General features: G+C 40.7%; 14 protein-coding genes and 1 pseudogene. 2 read left to right on the forward strand and 13 right to left on the reverse strand.

The features are described from left to right. Positions 1–63 precede the first annotated feature (63 nt). From ACORHU_RS06720 to ACORHU_RS06750, 7 genes are all read right to left on the reverse strand, one after another. Positions 64–8,433 (reverse strand): G5 domain-containing protein, encoded by an 8,370-nt coding sequence (locus ACORHU_RS06720; protein WP_434364012.1) that lies wholly within the window; start codon positions 8,431–8,433, stop codon positions 64–66. Positions 8,434–8,835: 402 nt separating this feature from the next. Next, positions 8,836–9,231 carry a YtxH domain-containing protein gene (locus tag ACORHU_RS06725; protein WP_061087769.1) on the reverse strand — a complete coding sequence of 132 codons (396 nt, stop codon included), beginning with the start codon at positions 9,229–9,231 and terminating at the stop codon, positions 8,836–8,838. 15 nt (positions 9,232–9,246) lie between these two features. Then, complete coding sequence (locus tag ACORHU_RS06730; RefSeq protein ID WP_020900901.1) at positions 9,247–9,630, reverse strand: DUF948 domain-containing protein; 384 nt, start codon at positions 9,628–9,630, stop codon at positions 9,247–9,249. Next, positions 9,631–10,419, reverse strand: a complete 789-nt coding sequence (gene lgt / locus ACORHU_RS06735) for a prolipoprotein diacylglyceryl transferase (RefSeq protein ID WP_033679925.1) — start codon at positions 10,417–10,419, stop codon at positions 9,631–9,633. It lies immediately after the preceding gene. Then, positions 10,412–11,347, reverse strand: a complete 936-nt coding sequence (gene hprK / locus ACORHU_RS06740; RefSeq protein WP_000115149.1) for an HPr(Ser) kinase/phosphatase — start codon at positions 11,345–11,347, stop codon at positions 10,412–10,414. The genes lgt and hprK overlap by 8 nt, the downstream gene beginning before the upstream one ends. 129 nt (positions 11,348–11,476) lie before the next feature. Next, a complete protein-coding gene (rpsU, locus tag ACORHU_RS06745; RefSeq protein ID WP_000048054.1) occupies positions 11,477–11,653 on the reverse strand; it encodes a 30S ribosomal protein S21 in 177 nt (58 codons plus the stop codon). 151 nt (positions 11,654–11,804) lie between these two features. Further along, on the reverse strand, positions 11,805–12,512 hold the full coding sequence (locus ACORHU_RS06750) for a glucosamine-6-phosphate deaminase (protein WP_434364014.1): 708 nt from the start codon (positions 12,510–12,512) through the stop codon (positions 11,805–11,807). Positions 12,513–12,662: 150 nt separating this feature from the next. Between ACORHU_RS06750 and queA the strand changes: the two genes are divergently transcribed. Together queA and ACORHU_RS06760 are read left to right on the forward strand one after the other, a co-directional pair. Beyond that, entirely contained in the window at positions 12,663–13,691 is a 1,029-nt protein-coding gene (gene queA / locus ACORHU_RS06755; RefSeq protein WP_434365164.1) for a tRNA preQ1(34) S-adenosylmethionine ribosyltransferase-isomerase QueA, read from the forward strand. A 555-nt stretch (positions 13,692–14,246) separates the two neighbouring features. Next, positions 14,247–14,854, forward strand: a pseudogene (locus ACORHU_RS06760) (hypothetical protein). An 86-nt stretch (positions 14,855–14,940) separates the two neighbouring features. Here the strand turns inward: ACORHU_RS06760 and ACORHU_RS06765 are convergent. From ACORHU_RS06765 to ACORHU_RS06790, 6 genes are all read right to left on the reverse strand, one after another. Further along, a complete protein-coding gene (locus ACORHU_RS06765) occupies positions 14,941–15,087 on the reverse strand; it encodes a hypothetical protein (protein ID WP_128969950.1) in 147 nt (48 codons plus the stop codon). A 182-nt stretch (positions 15,088–15,269) separates the two neighbouring features. Continuing rightward, positions 15,270–16,130 (reverse strand): YihY/virulence factor BrkB family protein, encoded by an 861-nt coding sequence (locus tag ACORHU_RS06770; protein ID WP_434364016.1) that lies wholly within the window; start codon positions 16,128–16,130, stop codon positions 15,270–15,272. A 27-nt stretch (positions 16,131–16,157) separates the two neighbouring features. Then, complete coding sequence (locus ACORHU_RS06775) at positions 16,158–18,212, reverse strand: cation:proton antiporter (protein WP_434364017.1); 2,055 nt, start codon at positions 18,210–18,212, stop codon at positions 16,158–16,160. An 11-nt stretch (positions 18,213–18,223) separates the two neighbouring features. Beyond that, complete coding sequence (locus ACORHU_RS06780) at positions 18,224–18,478, reverse strand: hypothetical protein (protein ID WP_000361084.1); 255 nt, start codon at positions 18,476–18,478, stop codon at positions 18,224–18,226. Then, the gene (locus ACORHU_RS06785) at positions 18,471–19,028 is read right to left on the reverse strand and encodes a class I SAM-dependent methyltransferase (protein ID WP_434364019.1); all 558 of its coding nucleotides are present in this window, start codon (positions 19,026–19,028) and stop codon (positions 18,471–18,473) included. Before ACORHU_RS06785 ends, ACORHU_RS06780 begins: the two co-directional genes overlap by 8 nt. Next, entirely contained in the window at positions 19,012–19,968 is a 957-nt protein-coding gene (locus tag ACORHU_RS06790) for a TIGR01212 family radical SAM protein (RefSeq protein ID WP_434364021.1), read from the reverse strand. The genes ACORHU_RS06785 and ACORHU_RS06790 overlap by 17 nt, the downstream gene beginning before the upstream one ends. Between the last annotated feature and the right edge of the window lie 15 nt (positions 19,969–19,983).

Consider the following 19,983-nt stretch of genomic DNA (forward strand, 5'->3'; position numbering starts at 1 on the left):
TTATCTTTTACATTCATTGTCCACTTAACAATGAACAATTCATATTTTGACTACATTTTTATTTTAGTCTTCTTTTTTCTTTCCAATAAGAAATCTGAGACCGCCTAGCATACCAAGAAGTCCTAGAGATGCAAGAGTCGCGTTTGATTCTGTTCCTGTATTTGGCAATACATTTTGAGAATTATTTGACTTAGCTCTATTATCAATAGAATCTGTAGCATCTTCATGATTTTCATTCGGAGTAACTGCATCTGGAATTGGAGTTGGTGATACAGCTGTATCTTGACCAGAATTTCCATTAGCATCAGGTATTACTGGCGTAACTGGAGTTGGAGTGGTTAGCGCAGGTGTATCGTGACTAGAATTTCCATTAGTATCAGGTGTTACTGGAATTGGAGTTGTGTTTGAACTTACTTTTCTGAAAATGTGAGTCATTACTGGTTCATTTTCATCAATCACAGTTCGTACAAATTCATATCCAGAAATTGATCCATGTTCAGCATCCTTTTCACTACCTGTCTTAAGGGATGGTTTCAATCCATTTCCAGCTTCATCAATCCAGTGAACCTCAATCATGAGCTCTGGCAATTCAATTGAATCTGGTAATAGACCATTTTCAAAAATTGTTACCTTAGGCGGAGTTGTTACATTAGGAACTTCCACAGTTGGTTTACCTGGCTCAGTAGTCTTACCTATACCTGGTTTTTCTACATCTGGTAGATCACTGTTTGCTACTTTACCTTTACCATCTTCGCCTGAGATTTCTACCTTAGTTCCTGGTGGGTATGTTGAGCCATCTGGTTTCTTCGGTGTTACTGTAACTTCACCTGTCTTAGGATCTTGTTCTATCTCTACTTTTGGTTCTTTCGTTTTACCATAAGTTCGAACTGTTGTTGGAGTTACCTTACCTGTTTTTGGATCAACCTCATAGGTAGTGGTATCAATCACATCACGACCTTCAGGATTTTTAGATTGTTCAACCTTAGTTTTAGCTCCTACTTTAACGATTGTCTTACCTGCGGGGATGAATACTGGATTACCAACGTGTTCTGTGATATGACCGTCCTTTGGATCTACATAGTAAGTAGTTGTAGTAACTGTTTTACCTTTTTCACCCTCAGTACGCTGATCTGGTGTACCGAAGTCTTTTTCAACATCTTTAACATATTCCACTTCTGGTTCAATCGGGGTTTCTACTACTTTATCCTTAGCTGGAACTTTGACAATTGTTACTGTTGGATTTACTACTACTGGTTCTCCTACTCTTTCTGTAATTGTTCCATCTGCTGGATTTACTTCGTAAGTTGTTGTTGTTGTACGTGAACCTGCTTGGCCTGCTTCTTCTACATTGTCTTGTCCTTTGTCACGTGTATCATCTTTTACGTATTTCTTAGGTGATGGGATTTCTGTTGTTTCTACTTTATCCTTAGCTGCGACTTTGACAATAGTATTAGTTGGTTCTTTCGTACGAACTGGTTGACCTTCACTTGCTGTAATCTTTCCAGTATTAGGATCCACAGTGTAAATGGTTGTGACAGTATCTTCACCATCTTCACCTTTAACAGTAGTTGGGGCTGTACCTTTTTCTTTCGTACCATCTTTTTCATAGACAACAGGTGATGTTACTACTCTCTTCTCAACTGTTGGTTCTTTTGTTGTTCCATAAGTTCGAACTGTTGTTGGAGTTACCTTACCTGTTTTTGGATTAACTTCATAGGTAGTGGTATCAATCACATCGCGACCTTCAGAATCTTTAGATTGTTCAACCTTAGTTTTAGCTCCTACTTTAACGATTGTCTTACCTGCGGGGATGAATACTGGATTACCAACGTGTTCTGTGATATGACCGTCCTTTGAATCTACATCGTAAGCAGTTATAGTAACTGTTTTACCTTTTTCACCCTCAGTACGCTGATCTGGTGTACCGAAGTCTTTTTCAACATCTTTAACATATTCCACTTCTGGTTCAATCGGAGTTTCTACTACTTCGTCTTTGGCCGAGACCTTGACCACTGTAGTAGTTGAAAGTTTGATAACAGGTTGACCTTCATGTGGAATGAGGCTGCCGTCTGTAGGATTAACTGCATATGTTGTGGTTACTGTTCTGGTACCTGGAGTACCAGCTACTGTTACATTAGCTTCACCTTTGGCTCTTGTGGCATCTTTCTCATAACGAACACTTGGTTCAAGTGACGTAACAACAACTGTTGATTTAGCGCCATTTGGACTGGTAATGTCTTTCCTTACAGTTGGAGTAAGGGCACCGGTACTTGAATTGACTTGATAGCTGGTTGTCTTCTTAACTACATCATCACCATCTTTAAGGTATTCAACCTCATCCTTAGCTGGGACCTTGACCACTGTAGGCGTTGAAAGTTTGATAACTGGTTTTCCTTCATGTGGAATAAGGCTACCGTCTGCAGGGTTAACAGTATAGGTTGTGGTTACTGTTCTTGTTCCTGGTGTACCAGCTGTTGTTACATTAGCTTCACCTTTGGCTTTTGTGGCGTCTTTCTCATAACGAACACTTGGCTCAAGTGAGGTAACAACAACTGTAGATTTGGCGCCATTTTGTTTGAACACTTCCTTTTTCTCTGTTGGAGTGAGAGCACCGGTACTTGCATTGACTTGGTAGCTGGTTGTCTTCTTAACTACATCATCACCTTCTTTGAGGTATTCAACCTCATCTTGAGCTGGGACTTTGACCACTGTAGGTTTTGCGGGAACTACCACTGCAGGTTCTTCATGCGGAATGAGGCTGCCATCTGTAGGATTGACAGTATAGGTTGTGGTTACTGTTCTAGTACCTGAAGTACCAGCTACTGTTACATTAGCTCCACCTTTGGCTCTTGTGGCATCTTTCTCATAACGAACACTTGGCTCAAGTGGTGTAACCACAACTGTAGTTTTGGAACCATCTTGTTTGAACACTTCCTTTTTCTCTGCTGGAGTAAGGATACCTGTACTTGCATTGACTTCGTAAGTGGTTGTCTTCTTAACTACATCATCACCATCTTTAAGGTATTCAACCTCATCCTTAGCTGGGACCTTGACCACTGTAGGCGTTGAAAGTTTGATAACTGGTTTTCCTTCATGTGGAATAAGGCTACCGTCTGCAGGGTTAACAGTATAGGTTGTGGTTACTGTTCTTGTTCCTGGTGTACCAGCTGTTGTTACATTAGCTTCACCTTTGGCTTTTGTGGCGTCTTTCTCATAACGAACACTTGGCTCAAGTGAGGTAACAACAACTGTAGATTTGGCGCCATTTTGTTTGAACACTTCCTTTTTCTCTGTTGGAGTGAGAGCACCGGTACTTGCATTGACTTGGTAGCTGGTTGTCTTCTTAACTACATCATCACCTTCTTTGAGGTATTCAACCTCATCTTGAGCTGGGACTTTGACCACTGTAGGTTTTGCGGGAACTACCACTGCAGGTTCTTCATGCGGAATGAGGCTGCCATCTGTAGGATTGACAGTATAGGTTGTGGTTACTGTTCTAGTACCTGGAGTACCAGCTACTGTTACATTAGCTTCACCTTTGGCTCTTGTGGCATCTTTCTCATAACGAACACTTGGTTCAAGTGACGTAACAACAACTGTTGATTTAGCGCCATTTGGACTGGTAATGTCTTTCCTTACAGTTGGAGTAAGGGCACCGGTACTTGAATTGACTTGATAGCTGGTTGTCTTCTTAACAACGTCATCACCATCTTTAAGGTATTCAACCTCATCCTTAGCTGGGACCTTGACCACTGTAGGAGTCGAAGGAACTACCACTGCCGGTTCTTCATGCGGAACAAGACTGCCATCTGTAGGATTAACTGTGTAGGTGGTAGTTACTGTACTTGTTCCTGGGGTACCAGCTGTTGTTACATTAGCTTCACCTTTAGCTCTCGTGGCATCTTTCTCATAACGGACACTTGGCTCAAGTGGTGTAACGATAACTTTAGATTTAGCACCGTTTCTCTTGAAGATTTCTGTTGTCTCTGTTGGAGTTAGGGAGCCCGTACTTGCATTGACCGCGTAAGTTATGGTCTTCTTAACAACATCATCGCCTTCTTTGAGGTATTCAACCTCGTCTTTAGCTGGCACCTTGACCACTGTCGGAGTCGAAGGGATGGTAACAGGTTGGCCTTCATATGGAATGAGACTGCCATCTGCAGGGTTAACAGTATAAGTAGTAGTGACTGTGCTTGTTCCTGGTGTACCAACTGTTGTTACATTATCTTCACCTTTGGCTTTTGTGGCGTCTTTTTCATAACGAACACTTGGCTCTAGTTTGGTAACGGCAACTGTAGATTTAGCACCATTTTGTTTGAAGATTTCCTTTTTCTCTGTTGGAGTAAGAGCACCGGTACTTGAATTGACCGCGTAACTTGTAGTCTTCTTAACCACGTTGTCGCCTTCTTTGAGGTATTCGACCTCATCTTTAGCTGAAACTTTGACCACTGTAGGAGTTGACGGTTTGATAACTGGTTGGCCTTCATGTGGAATGAGACTGCCATCTGTCGGATTAACTGTGTAGGTGGTAGTTACTGTTCTTGTTCCTGGTGTACCATCTGTTGTTACATTAGTTTCACCTTTGGCTCTTGTGACATCTTTTTCATAACGAACACTTGGCTCAAGTTGGGTAACAACAACTGTAGATTTGGCACCACTTTGTTTGAAGATTTCCTTTTTCTCTGTTGGAGTAAGGTTACCTGTACTTGCATTGACCGCGTAACTTGTAGTCTTCTTAACCACGTCGTCACCTTCTTTGAGGTATTCGACCTCATCTTTGGCCGGGACCTTGACCACTGTCGGAGTTGACGGTTTGATAACAGGTTGCCCTTCTTGTGGAATGAGGCTACCGTCTGTCGGATTAACTGTATATGTTGTAGTTAGTGTACTTGTCCCCTGAGTGCCAACTATTGTTACATTTTCTCCACCTCTGGCTCTTGTGGCATCTTTATCATAACGAACACTTGGCTGTAATGGCGTAACAACAACTGTAGCTTTAACGCCATTTTGTTTGAAGATTTCCTTTTTCTCTGTTGGAGTAAGGGCACCGGTGCTTGCATTGACCGCGTAACTTGTAGTCTTCTTAACCACGTCGTCGCCTTCTTTGAGGTATTCAACCTCATCTTGGGCTGGGACTTTGACTACTGTGGTAGTTGACGATTTGATAACTGGTTTGCCTTCATGTGGAATGAGGCTGCCATCTGTCGGATTAACTGTATAGGTGGTAGTTACTGTACTTGTCCCCTGAGTACCAGCTATTGTTACATTTGCTTCACCTTTGGCTCTTGTGGTGTCTTTTTCATAACGAACACTTGGCTCGATTGGCGTAACCACAACTGTAGATTTGGCGCTATTTTGTTTGAAGATTTCCTTTTTCTCTGTTGGAGTAAGGGTACCTGTGCTTGCATTGACCGCGTAACTTGTAGTCTTCTTAACCACATTATCACCCTCTTTGAGGTATTCAACCTCATCCTTAGCTGGCACCTTGACCACTGTCGAAATTGACGATTTGATAACTGGTTTGCCTTCATGCGGAATGAGTCTACCATTTGTAGGGTTAACCGTGTAGGTGGTGGTTACTGTTCGGGTACCTGGAGTGCCAGCTATTGTTACATTTTCTCCACCTCTAGCTCTTGTGGCATCTTTATCATAACGAACACTTGGCTGTAATGGCGTAACAACAACCTTAGCCTTGGCACCATTTTGTTTGAAGATTTCCTTTTTCTCTGTTGGAGTAAGGGTACCTGTGCTTGCATTGACCGCGTAACTTGTAGTCTTCTTAACCACATTATCACCCTCTTTGAGGTATTCAACCTCATCCTTAGCTGGCACCTTGACCACTGTCGGAATTGACGATTTGATAACTGGTTTGCCTTCATGCGGAATGAGTCTACCATTTGTAGGGTTAACCGTGTAGGTGGTGGTTACTGTTCGGGTACCTGGAGTACCAGCTATTGTTACATTTTCTCCACCTCTAGCTCTTGTGGCATCTTTATCATAACGAACAATTGGCTGTAATGGCGTAACAACAACCTTAGCCTTGGCACCATTTTGTTTGAAGATTTCCTTTTTCTCTGTTGGAGTAAGGGTACCTGTGCTTTCATTGACTTCGTAAGTGGTTGTCTTCTTAACCACATTATCACCCTCTTTGAGGTATTCAACCTCATCCTTAGCTGGCACCTTGACCACCGTAGGAGTTGACTGTTTGATGACGGGTTTGCCCTCATGCGGAATGAGGCTACCGTCTGCAGGGTTAACAGTATAAGTTGTAGTGACTGTTCTAGTGCCTGAAGTACCAGCTGTTGTTACATTTTTTCCGCCTTTAGCTCTCGTAGCGTCTTTTTCATAACGAACACTTGGCTGTAATGGCGTAACAACAACCTTAGCTTTGGCACCATTTTGTTTGAAGATTTCCTTTTTCTCTGTTGGAGTAAGAGCTCCTGTACTGGCATTGACCGCGTAAGTTATGGTCTTCTTAACAACATCATCGCCTTCTTTGAGGTATTTAACCTCATCTTTAGCTGGCACTTTGACCACTGTCGGTTTTGATGGGACTACTACTGCAGGTTCTTCATGCGGAATGAGACTACCGTCTGTAGGATTAACCGTGTAAGTTGTGGTCACTGTTCTAGTGCCTGGAGTACCAGCTGTTGTTACATTAGCTTGACCTTTGGCTCTTGTAGAGTCTTTCTCATAACGAACACTTGGCTCAAGTGGCGTAACGACAACTGTTGATTTAGCACCATCTTTCTTAAACACTTCATCAAGTGTATTTTTAGTAATCTGTCCTGTATCAGTATCTTTGATACTAACAGTTGTTGACTTAATGATGTCATCTCCGCGTTTACTGTATACAGCAGTTTCTCCAACTTTTTCTACAGATTTAACTGTTGCAATTTTTTTATCTTGATAACCTGTCCTATCTAAAGAAATTCGTTTCCCAGATATAAACTCTGACCGTCTATTAATCATATCGGCTTCAAAATAAGAACGTGAACTATGACCTCCACTGGTTCGTCCAACATTTATAACAACATCACTATCATTGCTGACGCCTTTACTTATCGTCGAATCATTATCAACAATATAATGTGTCATTTTCCCAGACTTAGCTATTTTTTTACTATCTAGACCTTTCTGCCAAAATTCAGATGATGAGAAATAATTTGTCCTCACTTTTGGAGCATTGAATGTTGTTCCTTTTTTTAATACATTGTTATAAAAGTTTCTATAAGCCTGCTGGTCTTTAGAAGACATGACTCTGCTGTCAGAATATGCCAACTGATAGGCTTCAACCATTGCCCGTTGTACTAAATATCCTCCTAAAGAATGTCCCGTCAAATAAAGATTGGTAATACTCTTATCTTTAGCCAGTTCACGCATGATATTTTCTGCATCGATCCCTTGCTGAGGATTGCTTCCTAATCCAAGTGTTATATCAGTTCCTATATCTTTGGCATCACTTGTTCCACGAAAGGCTAACACTTGAGCAGTTCCATTTGGTAAATATGAGAAATCACTCTTTGTTTCATACAAGACAGCATCTAGTCCACTGGAGGTATGATAACTTTTCTTCCTTTCCCAATAAGGTCCCAATTCCTTATTCATCATCATATACTCATAACGTGGTCTACTGTCACCATTATTTTTATATAACTCTGACTCTGTTAAGGGTTTCTTATGATCCAGCACTCTATCAATATAATTATCATCACGGTAGGACAATTCCATGAACATAATCATATCCCGCTCACTGACATTCCATTTTAATTTTTCATCTGGCTTTTCTTTACTGTCAATAATACCATCACCATCAGTATCTTCTAATAAGGGATGACTATTATAGCCTACATACTTTTTCCCGCCTTTTTCATAAATATAAATTTCTTCTTTATCCTTCAAGAAATCATCATCTGTATAAGCTTCTGGACTTAACTCAGGGCCGTTTAATAACAAACTGTCAAGCTTATTACCTTCTGAACCGATTACTCCTGCTTTGATTTTTTTAGCATCTTCCTTAGTCAATTCATATTTTTTTATCTCGGAAGGATTCGATGCCGCTCTCACCGCTGGAAGACTTGATCTGTCTTCACCCGCCACGGAAGCCCTTGTGGTCAAGCTATTATTTTCTTTATCCCCAGATGTCTCAAGTTCTGTAGTTCTTGTAGATATTATTGGAGTATCTTTTGGAGCTGGACTGGAGATAGCACCTTGATTCTCTGGTGAATTTTGATTCTCTTCTTTTTTCTCCACAGTAGGGGTCGCATTCTCCTTTTCAGAATTAGCCCCTATCTCTGTTGCCACATTATTTTCCGTAGAAGCAAGTACTCCCTGGGATGGTGCAAACAAGGCAATTCCTATTAATACAGAAGCCACTCCAACAGAAAACTTTCGAATCGAAAAGCGTTGGCGTTTATTAAAAATGTCTTTCATTTTATTAACTTTCTTTCTAACTATTTTTTACAAAATAGAGGGTTCTAATATTTTCCCTTGACAGAATACTAGATCGTTTCTTGACTAAAATGTTAGAGCTTTTCCTCTACTTGATTATAAGCTACTACATTGATTTCTAATCATATAAAAAATAGATCGCTTAATATTACTAAAATATCAGTAAAATATAAAAAAATGTAAATATTTCACTTCTAACACTGCCATTATACCATAAAAAATCATAACACTCATGTGTTTTAAAAAAGGTTTATCAAAAAGTTTTAAAAATCATAAAAAACGCATAATATCAGGCAATTACAGTCCTTGATACCATGCGTTTGATTGTGGGAAAATGTGCTTCATTTTCTCCTAGAATTGAGTTTTCGCTCATTCTCGTCAAATTTAGATTTTTTCTTCTTCGATATCAATCACAATCTCTTCTGATTCATCAAGACTATCGGACTTTTCTTGCCACTGCTCCTTGAGATTATTGAATCGATCTTTTGATGCTTCTGTCGCTTGACGAGCACATGATTTAGCTTGAGCAAGGACACTGTCCACAGTGATTTCACCTGACTCAACCTGTTCTTTGGTTTTAAGAACAAAATCTGTAGCTTGTTCCTTAACTTCTGTCAGTTTTTCACAGACCTGCTCTTTAGCATATTCAGGATCTTCTCTCAAATCATCTAGAAAATCTTGAGCTTGACTGCAAACTTGTTTGCCCTTGTCGCTTGTTAAAAACAAGGCAAGAGCTGCACCTGAAACGGTTCCTAAAAGGATTGAGGATAGTTTACCCATAAGGATTCTCCTTTTTTATTTTTTGAAAAATTTACTTGCAAGACGAAGAGCTGACAAACTTGCACCAGTCTTAATGGTTTTTGAACCAGCTGATGAAGCTTTCTTGCTCAAGACACGCGCATGGTCATTGAGGTCTGAAACAGATAGAGATAAATCTGCAACAGCACTAAAGAGTGGATCAATTGTTGCCATCTTGACATTGATATCATCTGCCAAGACATTGACCTTAGCCAGCAATTCATTGGTGTGATGCAAGGTCACATCCACATCTGAAGTCAAGGTTTTAATCGTCTTCTCTGTTTCATCGATCACACGTCCAAGCTTTTGTACAGTGATAATCAGATAAACCAAAAATACAATCAAAGCAAGGGCTACAAGAATATATGCAACTTCTAACATTTAGTTTTCCTCCTCTGTAACATAGTAAGGGGCCTTCTTTCGATTTTGATATAGAATGATAAAAATACCCAGTCCGATAAGGACAACTGATAGCCATTGAGACACTCGAAGTCCAAAGAACATGAGACTATCTGTTCGCATGCCTTCGATGACCATACGACCGAAACCATACCAAATCAAGTAGAAAGCAGTAATATGGCCTCGTCTGAGGCTCTTCCATTTTCGTCTGAATATCAAAATCAAGGCAAAGCCAAGCAGATTCCATAGAGACTCATAAAGGAAGGTCGGTTGACGGTAGCTCCCCTCAATATACATCTGGTCACGGATAAAGGCAGGTAGATAATCCAAATTATCCACTGCTGCACCATAAGCTTCTTGATTAAAGAAATTGCCCCAGCGACCCAAACTTTGGGCTATCATGACGCTAGGCGCTGCAATATCTAGAAAATCCCAAGTATTAATGAGTTTACGATCAGCAAAGATATAAAGTACAAGAGCCCCAGTTATTAAACCACCATAGATGGCCAAACCACCATTCCAAATGGCAAAAATTTCTCCCAAGTTCTGACTATAGTAATCAAAACGGAAAATGACATAGTAGAGACGAGCTCCTAAAATAGCCAGAGGAAAGGCTACTAAGATAAAATCTAAAATATCGTCTGGTATGATCTTCTTTCTAGGCGCTTCTTTCATGGTCAAATAAACCGCAAGAATCAAGCCTGTCACAATACACAAGGCATACCAACGAATGGCTAGAGGACCTAGATGAATAGCAATTGGATCAAGCATTAGGCACCTCGTTTTGAGCAATAAGATTTGTCAAGCGTTCTTCGAACAAACGCGTCGCATCAAAGCCCATTTCCTTAGCACGATAATTCATGGCAGCAGCCTCAATCACGACAGAGATATTACGACCTGTTTTAACTGGGATGCGGATACGAGGAATGGCTACGCCAGAAATTTCTAATTCCTCTGCATTGTTTCCAAGTCGATCAAAGGTCTTATGCGTATCGTAATTTTCCAAATAGACAGCCAACTGAACTTGTGAAGAATCTTTTACCGCACTCGCACCGTAGAGGCTCATGACATCGATAATCCCAACCCCACGAATTTCAATCAAGTGTTTCAAGATTTCAGCAGGCTCTCCCCAAAGAGTTAATTCATCCTTAGAATAAATATCTACCCGATCATCTGCTACCAAGCGGTGCCCACGTTTAACAAGCTCCAGACCTGTTTCACTCTTACCGATACCACTATCTCCTTGAATCAAGACACCCATCCCATAGATATCCATCAAGACACCGTGAACACTGGTGCGTTCCGCCAAACGAGAATCCAGATAACTAGATAATTCTCCAGACAAACGACTGGTAGCTGTACGGCTGGTTAAAATGGCAATCTTACATTCTCTGGCTGCCTTTAACATCTCCTCTGGAACCACCAAACCACGGGCAACAATAACCGCAGGTGTCTCAGGTAGAAACATTTTTTTCAAAACTTCATAACGGCTGTTAGAAGGCATGCTAATCAGATAAGACCACTCCTTCATCCCTAAGAGCTGGATCCGCTCTGGCGTGTAGTAGTCAAAATAACCTGTCATTTCAAGACCAGGTCGCGTAATGTCCGCTGTATTGATTTCCTTTTCAAGCAATTCTGGTTCGCCATAGACAATGTCTAGTCTAAGCTTTTCAATCACTTCTTTTACTAAAACCGACATCATTTCCTCCTTCAAATGAGTTCTTTTTACTATTATATCAAATTGTAGGAGGATATTTCAGATTTTTGCAGGCTTTGGAGTATTTATTTAAAAGAAAAAGGACTAGATTTCTCTAGCCTTTCATTTCAATTAGAATTTTTTACGTTTACGAGCTGCTTCTGATTTACGTTTACGTTTTACAGAAGGTTTTTCATAGAATTCACGTTTGCGTGTTTCTTGAAGAGTACCAGCTTTAGTAACCGCACGTTTGAAACGACGAAGTGCGTCGTCAAGAGATTCATTCTTACGTACTACTGTTTTAGACATTTTTTTCACTCCCTTCAAGTTCAAGATCTATTCTATTCTACACGTAAAAGGAATAATTGTCAAGAAAAAATGCGGTTTAATTTTGATTTTTTCTGCCATTTATACAAGTCTTGAAAGCGCTCAATAGAAAATACTGAATGGTTTCACTTTTTTATTTTTCAAGTAAGCTAAGCGCTTCAGCATCTGCGATGATGGTTACATCTGGATGATTTTGTAGGCTACTTGCTGGTAGACTCTCAGTCACTGGGCCAGACACTGTTCCAGCAATGGCTTCTGCTTTCGATTCACCGTAAGCAAAGAGAAGAATTGACTTGGCATCCAAGATATTTTTAATCCCCATCGAAATGGCTTGGGTTGGGACGTCTTCAATCTTGTCAAAGAAGCGTGCATTGGCTTCAATAGTAGACTGGTCAAGTTCGACTAGATGTGTTTGGCTATCAAATGGTGTTCCTGGTTCATTAAATCCGATATGTCCATTGCGACCGATTCCCAAGATTTGCAAATCAACTGGATGGGCAGCCAAAATTTGATTGTAGCGTTCTACTTCAGCTTCAGCATTGTCCTTAACTCCACGAGGCAAGAAACTTTCTTTAAATGGTTTTTGGTTAAACAAGTTTTCTTGCATGAAGTAACGATAAGACTGTGGGTTGTCCCCATCAAGGCCTACATACTCATCAAGGTTCACACTAGTTAGATTTGAAAAATCAAGGTCACTCTCAACGATTTCCTTGTAAAATTCAAGTGGGCTACTTCCTGTCGCAAGTCCCAATGTTTGAGCACCATTATCCAACTTTTCCTTCAAAATCTCAAAAGCAACTTTTCCACCTTCGATTTGGTTTTCAACTTTAATGACTTTCATCTTTTTATCCTCCGTTTTAATCTATATTTATTATATGGTATAGACCAATTTTTGTCAAGTGAAAACGATTTAATTTCCAAAAAAAGAGCGTCCAAACTTGAAACATGTTATAATGGATAGGATTAGAACTTAGAAAGAATGAACAAATATATGAATGCAGCTGATTTTGATTTCCACTTGCCTGAGGAATTGATTGCCCAAACGCCTCTTGAAAAACGTGATGCCTCTAAACTTCTCATTGTCAATCGGGAGACGGGAGAAATGCAGGATAAACACTTCCACTCTATTATTGATATGCTGGAACCTGGTGATGCCCTTGTCATGAACGACACCCGCGTTCTCCCTGCTCGCCTCTATGGACAAAAGGAAGAGACAGGAGGCCATGTAGAGCTTCTCCTGCTCAAAAATACTAGTGGAGATGAGTGGGAAGTCCTAGCTAAACCTGCCAAACGCCTCAAGGTGGGTACTCGTGTCAGCTTTGGTGATGGTCGCCTCAGCGCTGTCGTGACAGAAGAATTGACCCACGGGGGCCGCATTGTCCGCTTTGAATACCAAGGAATTTTCCTAGAAGTCTTGGAAAGTCTGGGAGAAATGCCTCTGCCACCTTATATCCACGAAAAACTGGATGACCGTGAACGCTATCAAACGGTCTACGCCAAAGAAAGTGGCTCTGCTGCTGCACCAACTGCTGGACTTCACTTCACCAAAGAACTGCTAGCAGAAATCCAAGCTAAAGGAGTTCATCTGGTCTATCTGACTCTTCATGTCGGGCTCGGAACTTTTAGACCTGTTTCTGTGGACAATCTGGATGAACACGAAATGCACTCAGAATTCTACCAGCTTTCTGAGGAAGCAGCTGCAACCCTTCACTCTGTTAAAGAAAACGGTGGTCGTGTCATCGCTGTCGGAACTACTTCCATCCGCACTTTAGAGACTATTGGTTCCAAGTTTGCTGGGCAAATCCAAGCAGATTCTGGCTGGACCAATATCTTTATCAAACCTGGCTATGAATGGAAGGTTGTCGATGCCTTCTCAACCAACTTCCACCTCCCAAAATCTACTCTGGTCATGCTGGTTTCTGCCTTTGCAGGTCGCGAATTAGTATTAGATGCCTACCACCATGCCATCCAAGAACACTACCGCTTCTTTAGTTTTGGCGATGCCATGTTTATCTATTAATTTCATAATGAAAAAACGCATATTATCAGGTATTATCCTTTGGTGCTCTAAGCTTTTCTAATGATAGACAAAGTCTGAAAAGCTCTCAGAATCGTTGTCTCAGCACCAAAAATACGTGAAATTTGCATAATTAAAATAAATTTCAGGGGGTTATACAAAAAAACGACGATTTAAATCGTCGTTTTACTTAGATAAATATGCAATCTTTTTTTGAAAATACGTCTATTTATTTTTTATTGTTTTTTTTATTGTAGAGCAGACCCAAGCGAATGAACATAGGTTGTAAAAAGCAAATGAAAAAATTGCGAGGATAATAGCTTCTGTGCCAAAATAACCCATTTCGAGACCTTTTTTCAACAACAACAAGCCTATAGTTTCGATAACGATCAAATATAAAAATATATAAAAAATTTTCGCATTAAGCATATTGTTACCGCTTTCTTTTTATTTGGTTTTATTGTATAACAAAAGTTGAAAAAAATCAAAAATACAAAGGAGTTTCCGTTATGTCTAATGTTTAAATGCATGTGTTTGCTAGTTATGTCTATTTTCTGTATGTCTAGCATTTCCCCGTCGCTTGTTGTTTTTGCTGATAATAGCTTATCGGCAAACTCTAAAGTTGTATCTGGTGAGGCTCAGTTTGAGAATGGCTCATCAGTGCGGTTCGGAGATACGCAAGTAAATATTTTAAGTGATGAAATTCTTGAGGTGCTCAATCCAAATGGAAGTGTAGACACTATTGAACGAGGTGCTGATGGCGTCTATATCAATGGGTCATTTTATATGGCTTATCAAAAGAATGAACTCGATCTAAATATATCTTTTAGATCATACGATCCTAATGTTTGGAATTACGTCAACACAATACATGGGAATAAACAAGCCAACACATTCGCTAACTTCATGATTGATTCTGGAATAACCGCGATGTTTGGCTTTATAGGTTCTATATTGGGGGGCCATGGAGTGGCATAATTGGTGGAGCATATTTTGGTATACAAGCTTATCAGTCTTACTTGGATTCACAAAGCCCATATCCATACTACATAAAAAGTACTTATATCCATCTTTCTCAAAGAAAATGGAAGTTTATCACTGAATACTATAGAAACTCAGATTATACTGGGTATGTAAAAACCGAAACAAGCTACGTGAATTTCTAAAATATAAACCCTGCCTAGATATAAAGGCAGGGTTTATATTTTAGTTAATTGCTCAAGTAATTTGTAAGCATAATACTTGCGAAACTCTATTTGTTCAAGCGGTTCAAAAGCTCTTGTTTTTTATCCTCAAGCTCAGCTCTCCTTTGCTCGATTTCTTCACGTTTTTGGGCGATTTCTGCTTGCGCCTCGGGAGTTTCCAAAGTGCATTGTGACTTGTGAAATTCTACTAGCATATCAACGATTTTTGGGTCTAATTCGTTGATATAATCAGGATTTGATCATTTCGGCACGTTGTTTGCAGGTGCTTGCTTTTTGCCGCCTTTTTGGGGCGTTTTGGCTTGTTGTTCAGCTTTCTGACTATAGTTGACCTCGTGGAATTTTCATATTATGCGTTTTGTAATGAATTAAAAATTCGTTAGTCTTTTCTAAAATTCAGATCTTTCAAACTCTGCACACTGGCATTGATCACCGCGCCGACAATTAAAATCTTAGCAATGAGAATAAACCAAAACATCATAACCACCACGACGACGGAACTGAAAAAACGGACGTCCACTAGGTGATTGACATAATTGTTGACATAGACTGAAAAGATGTTGAGCAGTAAGGCCAGAGTCAACAAGACAAAGGCACTACCTGGCAACACATAGCGAATTCGTCGGACCGTAACATTAGGCAGGAAATAATAAAGCATGACCAAGATAGCGAAAATCAAGGCATAGATCAAGGGGCCTGTTAGGTCTTGCAGATAATCAAAGAGAGGACTATCCGATTTCCAGTAGCTCTTGATAAGGTTGAGAAGCATTCGCCCAAAGACACTCAAAAACAGAGCTAAGGCGAAGAGAATCTGCAAGCCAAAACTGACAAACAAACTCATGAGCTGACGGGAAATCATTCCACGATTTTTAGCAACTCCGTAAGCTTTGTTAAAGGCTTTCTGTAGGAAATTCATGGATTTTGAAAAGGTCCAGAGGGCTGATAAAACCGCAAAACTCAATAAGCCCGTTGACGGTTGGGTCAGCACTTCTGTAATAATCTTTGCGACCACATCATACATGGTTTCCGGCAAGAATTCATTAACGACCTTTAAAAAATTGGAAACTGGAATCTGAAAATAAGGGAGGATATTGACCACCACCAAAAGCAGGGGAAAAATCGAAATCAACCAATAGTAGGCTACTGCGACACTGGTCAACTCACTATCTGATGCTTGATAATAATGCAAAAAGGCTTTTAATAAAGGCTTGTCTATCAGCCCTTTCCACCACTTCTTCATGTAACACTCCTTCACTTATAATCTTGATTAATTTCTTCTTACCAATTCCACCATATCATAAGGCAGGGTATTGGCAGCTTCCTTCAAGGAATAGTTCTCTAAGTTATTGACATTTTGTCGTAACTTCTTGGCATACTTGGTCGTAATTAATCGTTTTTCTTCGTATTCGAAAATCAACTTGCGCTCCAAATAATAGCCTCTCAGCATTTCATCGATATTGTTGGGTTTGACACGATTGATAACCCGTTCGACAAAGGCACCACTGGTGATGATAGCTGTTTCACGGAGACGAGAATCCTGCATGAAGCTGATTAAAGAACTCTTATAAACTCCTTTTAGGTTCTCCAAACTTTCGATGATCATCTCAGTATTTTCTAGATAGAGCTCTGCAATTTGGTCATAGTCAAGGGCTCTGAGTTTCTTAGATTCTTCATTTTTCCAACTGCGAAAGGTCTTGCCAAAGGTAAAGACTTCGTGAAGTAGAAAACGCAAAATCCGCAAGGAAACAAGGAAATAATAGGTCAATCGTGAAGCAAACTTGCGATTGATGCTTTGTTCCATGTTTTTCAGATAACGTTGGTAGACTCGATAGGCACGCTCACTCATCTTGCCTTCTTCGTAGGCTTGTTCTAAACCATCACTTTCAATACTGAGGATGAGAAGTTTCAAGGCCTCCCAGTCTTCTTGCTCACCCTTATTTTCTTGGCTCAGGATAAGGTTCTCTATTCGTCCATGGTAATTGTCAATAGCTGCATAGAGAGGGAGTTTATTTCTAGTGTCTTCCAACTCTTTTTCCAACTCTATCGTTACTTCATTCAAAATAGCAATATGCATGAGATGGTCCTTACTTTCTTCTTGTTCATCAGAAAGATGAGGCAGGATTAAGAGACCTGTTAAAAAGCTTACCAGCGTCACACCTGCAACGAGGAAAAGTAAGAGAGGATACTCCTGCTCTAGATTACTTGGTATCAAAAGAATCGTAGCAATCGACACCGTTCCCTTGACACCTGAGAAGGTCAAAAGAAGCATGTCCTTCATATACTTATTTAGCTTTTTCTTGAGACGTCTAGTCCTATAGGCATAATAGCCATAAATCATGATAAAACGAATGGCAAAGAGGACAAAGGTCAGGGCGACAAGAGATAGCAATAAAAGTAAGGGATTATAGATTGGATTGGTCAAGATAGGCTCTGCTATCATTTCCAGCTCCATCCCTAAAATCACAAAGACAGAACCGTTGAGCATAAAGTTCACTGTGTGCCAGACCGTCTCGGTCACCGTATCCACTTGGGCTTCGAGTAGCGTAATCTTCTTAAAACGGCTTGCCTTTAAAATCCCAGCAACCACAACGGCAATAATCCCCGAAACATGGACTTCTTCTGCTAGGAAGAAGGTCAACAGAGGCAAACTCAATTCTAATAAAAGTTCGCTGGCAATATCTGTTGCTCGCACACTTAGCAAGAATGTGTGAAGGAAACGGTTGGTCATGGCTGTTAAAAAGCCAATCAAAAAACCGCCTAGAATTGAAAAGATGAGCGAACTACTAGCTTGCCCAAGGGAAAAAGCTCCAGTTGTCCAAGCTGTCAAGGCCACCTGAAAGGCAACCAAACCTGATGCATCATTCAAGAGGCCTTCACCCTTAAGGATATTAGACACACGCTTTGGAAAGCTGAACCGCTCCGAAAGAGAGGCAAAGGCAACCAAGTCCGTAGGCCCAAGGGCTGCCCCAACAGCCAAACAAGCCGCCAAGGGAAGGCTGAACCAAAGAAGATGGGCCAAGCCACCCAAACTCAGGGTCGAGATAAAAATCACTGGAAATATGAGATAAACAATAATTCGCCAGTGTTTTAAAATAGCCGTAATATCCGCTTCTTCCGACTCTCGGAAAAGCAAGGGCCCGATAACCAGGGCTAAAAACAACTCCGTATTGAGGTGAAAGTCGGTATTGGGTAAAAAGAGACCAATCACGATTCCCAAAAGAATCTGCACCAAAGGGAGAGGCAAAAAGGGCAGAAGCTTATTGGTTGTACTTGAGACAATCAAAACCAGTAAAAATAGGATGAGGTAAATCAGTAATTCCACGCACTTCCTCCTTAGTCTTTTTTACAACAGAATTCAAATATCTCCTTCTGCTCTTTGATTTTTTGGTCAATCTTGGAACAATCTTTGTGCTCAATTTTTCTCTGGCACCGTTCCATTTCAAGAGCAACTAATTTTTTCTTGATTTTAAGCATTTTTTTGCTCATATGCGCTTGGTCTAGCACACCCACCGCTCGTTCGTGGTGGGTTGATTCAACAAAATTCTGGCGCATGGCATCCAGCTTTTCACGTAGGTATTGTTTATCCATGTCTATATCTCTCTAATTTTTCAATCATCACTAAAAATGGTGGGTTGTTTACTTGGTTTAAAGTTCGGTAAATGGCAGCTGTGTATTCTTGTTGGTTCAACTGACTGACAAAATCCAAGACAGCATCCCTCTCGATGTCGCCTCCTTCATGACCATAGTAAATCATAATGGCAATTCGTCCACCTTTGACAAGTAAACCACACAGCTTTTCTAATGCTTCAATCGTTGTCTGAGGTCGGGTAATGACAGACTTATCAGCTGACGGCAGATAGCCCAGATTAAAAATCCCTGCCTTGGCTTCTGTCACAAACTGGTCCAGTGTCTCATGGCCCTGCAAGATTAACTGGGCATTTGTCATTCCAGCCTGGTCCAAACGCTCTTGGGTCTTTTCCAAGGCTTGCTCCTGAATATCAAAGGCATAGACTTTCTTGGCTAGTTTGGCTAGAAAAAGGGTGTCATGACCATTTCCCATGGTCGCATCCACTACGATATCATCCTGAGTCACTACCCAAGCCAAAAAGTCATGTGCCATCTCAAGTGGTCTTTTCATTTTCAAACTCCTGTTTTACAGCCTTGCATCCTTGAACGCTTCCACGACGTCGCATCTCCATCTCAATGCTATTGAGAACTTCCCATTTATTGAGGCTCCACATAGGACCAATCAGCATATCCCTAGGTGCATCTCCTGTGATTCGATGGATGACGATATGCTTGGGAATGATTTCCAGTTGGTCACAGATGACCTTGACATATTCGTCCTGACTCATCAGTTGCAAACGTCCCTCGTGGTAGTCCCGTTGCATACGCGTATTGGTCATCAGGTGAAGCAAGTGCAGTTTAATTCCTTGAATATCGTTATCAGTGACACAGCGGCGGACATTTTCAATCATCATCTCATGTGTTTCACCAGGAAGTCCATTGATCAGATGGGAAACAATCTCAATCTGGGGATACTTTCTCAAACGTTTGACCGTTTCCACGTACAATTCATAAGAATGGGCGCGGTTAATCAGGTCAGAGGTTATTTCATAAGTGGTCTGCAAGCCCAATTCAACCGTCACATGCATGCGCTCCGACAATTCAGCCAAATATTCAATGGTTTCGTCTGGTAAACAGTCTGGGCGCGTTCCGATATTGATTCCTACCACACCTGGCTCGTTGATAGCCTGCTCATAGCGTTCCCGAATCACTTCCACCTTTTCATGGGTATTGGTAAAATTTTGAAAATAAACTAGATACTTCTGCACGTCTGGCCACTTGCGGTGCATAAAGTCAATTTCCTTATAAAATTGCTCTCGGATAGGCGCATCCGGTGCTACGATAGCATCTCCAGAACCTGAAACCGTACAAAAAGTACAGCCCCCATGAGCCACAGTTCCATCACGATTGGGACAGTCAAATCCCGCATCAATAGGGACTTTAAAAGTCTTTTCTCCAAAGAGTTTTCGATAATAATCATTCAAGGTATTATAAGATTTCATAACTTTCATTATAACAAAAATCAC

This window comes from Streptococcus sp. KHUD_015 (assembly GCF_051106265.1).
GTDB lineage: Bacteria > Bacillota > Bacilli > Lactobacillales > Streptococcaceae > Streptococcus.